The organism is Streptomyces sp. adm13(2018), assembly GCF_008042145.1.
Taxonomy (GTDB): domain Bacteria; phylum Actinomycetota; class Actinomycetes; order Streptomycetales; family Streptomycetaceae; genus Streptomyces.
In genome coordinates this window covers 23099-26507 of record NZ_RDBH01000045.1, presented here as the reverse complement: position 1 = coordinate 26507, position 3409 = coordinate 23099, and the positions used below count along the sequence as shown (strand labels likewise).

Annotated in this window: 2 protein-coding genes; one reads left to right on the top strand and one right to left on the bottom strand. The window is 73.9% G+C overall.

What is annotated here, in order from left to right; all coding sequences use genetic code 11:
• The first annotated feature begins 92 nt into the window (after positions 1 to 92).
• The gene (locus EAO70_RS03860; RefSeq protein WP_261992639.1) at positions 93 to 1577 is read left to right on the top strand and encodes a PTS transporter subunit EIIC; all 1485 of its coding nucleotides are present in this window, start codon (positions 93 to 95) and stop codon (positions 1575 to 1577) included.
• Positions 1578 to 1678: 101 nt separating this feature from the next.
• On the opposite strand, the gene EAO70_RS03855 is transcribed toward EAO70_RS03860, so the two are convergent.
• Positions 1679 to 3193 (bottom strand): alpha/beta hydrolase, encoded by a 1515-nt coding sequence (locus tag EAO70_RS03855; protein WP_148001611.1) that lies wholly within the window; start codon positions 3191 to 3193, stop codon positions 1679 to 1681.
• Between the last annotated feature and the right edge of the window lie 216 nt (positions 3194 to 3409).

The following is a 3409-nucleotide window of genomic DNA, read 5'->3' as shown; positions in this document are numbered from 1 at the left end:
CTGTGAGGGGTGCCTCTGGGGGAGGGGGCGCACCGCCCCGCCGGACGCCCCCTCCCCCAGAGGCACCCCTCACAGCAAGGCACCACCGCACCATGAGCACAGACGACAAGAACCGCGCCATCGCCGCCGCGATCCTCCCCCTCGTCGGCGGCGCCGAGAACATCGGCTCCGTGGCCCACTGCATGACCCGCCTCCGGCTGGGTCTGCGCGACCGCTCGCTCGTCCAGGACGAGGCACTCAAGGCACTGCCCGCCGTGATGGGCGTGGTGGAAGACGACACCTACCAGATCGTCCTCGGCCCCGGCACCGTCGCCCGCGTGACCCCGGAGATCGAGGCCCTGGTGGCGGAGGCGCCGAAGCCGGCGCACGCGGCGGACGACCTCGCGGACCGGGGCGCGGCCCTGAAGGCGGAGCAGAAGGCGAAGAACGCCACCCCGTTCAAGCTCTTCCTCCGCCGGATCGCGAACATCTTCGTCCCGCTGATCCCCGCCCTCATCGGCTGCGGCATCATCGCCGGTCTCAACGGCCTGCTCGTCAACCTCGGCTGGCTGCCCGGCGTCACCCCCGCGCTCGCGGCGATGGCCAGCGGCTTCATGGCGCTCATCGCGGTCTTCGTCGGCTACAACACGGCGAAGGAGTTCGGCGGTACGGCGATCCTCGGCGGCGCGGTCGCGGCGATCATCGTCTTCCCCGGAGTCGCCAAGATCGACGCCTTCGGCCAGACGCTCTCCCCCGGCCAGGGCGGTGTCCTCGGCGCACTCGGCGCGGCGCTCCTCGCGGTGTACGTGGAGAAGTGGTGCCGCCGCTGGGTGCCGGAGGCCCTGGACGTCCTGGTCACCCCCACCCTGACGGTCCTCGTCTCCGGCCTCGTCACGATCTTCGGCCTGATGTTCGTGGCCGGTGAGGTCTCCACCGCCATCGGCGAGTTCGCCGACTGGCTCCTCGCGAACGCGGGCGCCGGAGCGGGCTTCCTCCTCGGCGGCCTGTTCCTGCCGCTGGTGATGCTGGGCCTGCACCAGGCCCTCATCCCGATCCACACGACGCTCATCGAGCAGCAGGGCTACACCGCGCTCCTCCCCATCCTCGCGATGGCGGGCGCCGGCCAGGTCGGCGCGGCGATGGCCGTCTACCTGAAGCTCCCGCGCAACGGCTCGATCCGCCGCACCATCAAGTCGGCGCTCCCGGCCGGCTTCCTGGGCGTCGGCGAGCCCCTCATCTACGGCGTCTCCCTCCCCCTCGGCCGGCCGTTCGTCACGGCCTGCGTCGGCGGAGCGTTCGGCGGCGGTGTCATCGGTCTGTTCAGCATGCTGGGCGACACGGTCGGCTCGACGGCCATCGGCCCCTCGGGCTGGGCCCTCTTCCCCCTCCTCGACGGCAACAAGGGCCTCGGCGAGACGATCGCGATCTACGCGGGCGGCCTGCTCGCCGGATACGTGGCGGGCTTCGTGGCGACGTACTTCTGGGGCTTCAGCAAGGAACTCCTGGAGGAGTTCGACGTGGACACCGCGCAGGCCGAGGTGACCGTGGCGCGGGGCGGCCCGGCACCGGAGCGCGAGCAGGAGCCCGCGAAGGTCTGAGACGCGGTACGCCGAGGGAGCCCGGTCGGAAGGATGCCGACCGGGCTCCCGCGTACGTACGGGAGGTGCCGACCTGGCCCCCTCGTACGTACAGGTGGTGCCTATCGGCAGAGCACGTCCCGCTCCGGCCGGACGCCTTCGGTGAGGAAGCGGGTCACCGCCCCGTCCCCGCAGGCGTTCCCGTTGCCGAGGTAGGCCCCGTGCCCGCCGTGGTCGACGGAGACGAGCCGCGCCCGGTCGCCGAGGGCGCGCCGCATCTCCAGCCCCTTGGAGTGCGGGGTGGCCGGGTCCCGCAGGTTCTGGATCATGAGGATGTCGGACGGCCCCCGGTCGGTGACGCGGACGGGCTTCTCGACGGCGCCGCCCTTCCAGTACGCGCAGGGCGTCACGTTCACCGTCATCCCGCGCGTCAGCGGGTGCCGTGCACGGTCGGCCGCGACGGCCCGCTCGAAGGACCGCACGGACCGTCGGGGCCAGTCGGCGTCGTTGCAGATGACGCCGATGGTGACGGCGGCGGCGTCGTCGGGCAGCGCGCCCCGCAGCTCGGGCGGCAGCACGGGCTCGCCCTCGGGGTCGAGGGCGTCGGCGACGAGCCGGGCGAAGGCGGGGAAGGAGGCGTCGGAGTAGAGGGCCAGCTGGAGCGCCTGGAGCAGCACGGTGCCGTCGAGGGAGACGCCGGGGGTGGCCGTGGGCCGCGGCGCGCGGTCGAGGCGGGCGGCGAGGCCGAGCACCAGGGGCCGGACGTCCTCGGGGCGCGCGGCGAGCCGGAGCCCGCCGTCGCCGCGGTCGGGGTGGGCGGCCCAGGCGGCGAAGTCGGGGAAGCGGTCCTCGGCTCCCCGCGCCATGCCGTCCAGCCAGCCGCGGGCGACCCGCTTCGGGTCGGGGTCGTTGCTGCTGTCGAGGACCCAGCGGTCGGTCCGGCCCGGGAACGTCTCGGCGTACGCGGCCGCCACGTACGTCCCGTACGACACGCTCCACGCCGACAGCCTCCGCTCACCGAGCGCCTGCCTCAGCCGGTCCAGGTCCCGCACCTGGTTGGCGGTGGTGAGCCCGCGCAGCATGGCGCCGCCGTTCCGGGCGCAGGCCTCGGCGGTGCGCCGGGAACGGGCCGCGTTGGCCTCGACCGAGCCGTCGGCACCGGGCCAGGACCGCAGCGTGACCATCCACCGGTCGGCCTCGGGAAGCCCGCAGGAGGCCTTGTCGGAGCCGCCGACGCCACGCGGGTCGAAGGCGACGAGGTCGTACGCCCCGTCCATCTCCTTCGCCAGAGCGGCACCCTTCTGCGCCAATCGCTGCACCCCGGAGCTGCCCGGCCCGCCCGGAATGACCATGAGCGTCCCGCGCCGGGCATCGGGGCGGGCACTCGCGATCCGGGAGACGGCGAGCCGGATCCGCTGCCCGTCGGGGTCGGCGTAGTCGAGGGGTACGGAGAGCGTGGCGCACCGCTGCCCGGGAAGCGGCTTGACGGCGGGGTCGCACGCCCCCCAGTCGAGCCCGGCGGCCGGGGCCGGGGCCGCGGAGGCGGGGGCGACACCGCCGGCGGCGAGGCCGAGCCCGGCGACGAGGGCGGCGGAGAGASCGAGGAGGGAGGCGCGGCGTGCGGGATTCTCTGTCATGGCCCCACCTTGTCGAAGCCGGGCACCCCGCCCCATCCGGCAGGCAGGCGACCGGAGGGTGGGGTCAACCCCCGCAGGCGGGAGGGGCGTTCGGAATCCCGAGACGAAACAGGAGGGCGGGAGAAGCACGGATCCCGTGGCGGACAAGCGGAATCCCTTATCCGATGGCGGTCCCCCACCTCCTGGTGGATCATCCCCGCATGACCACCACCCCCA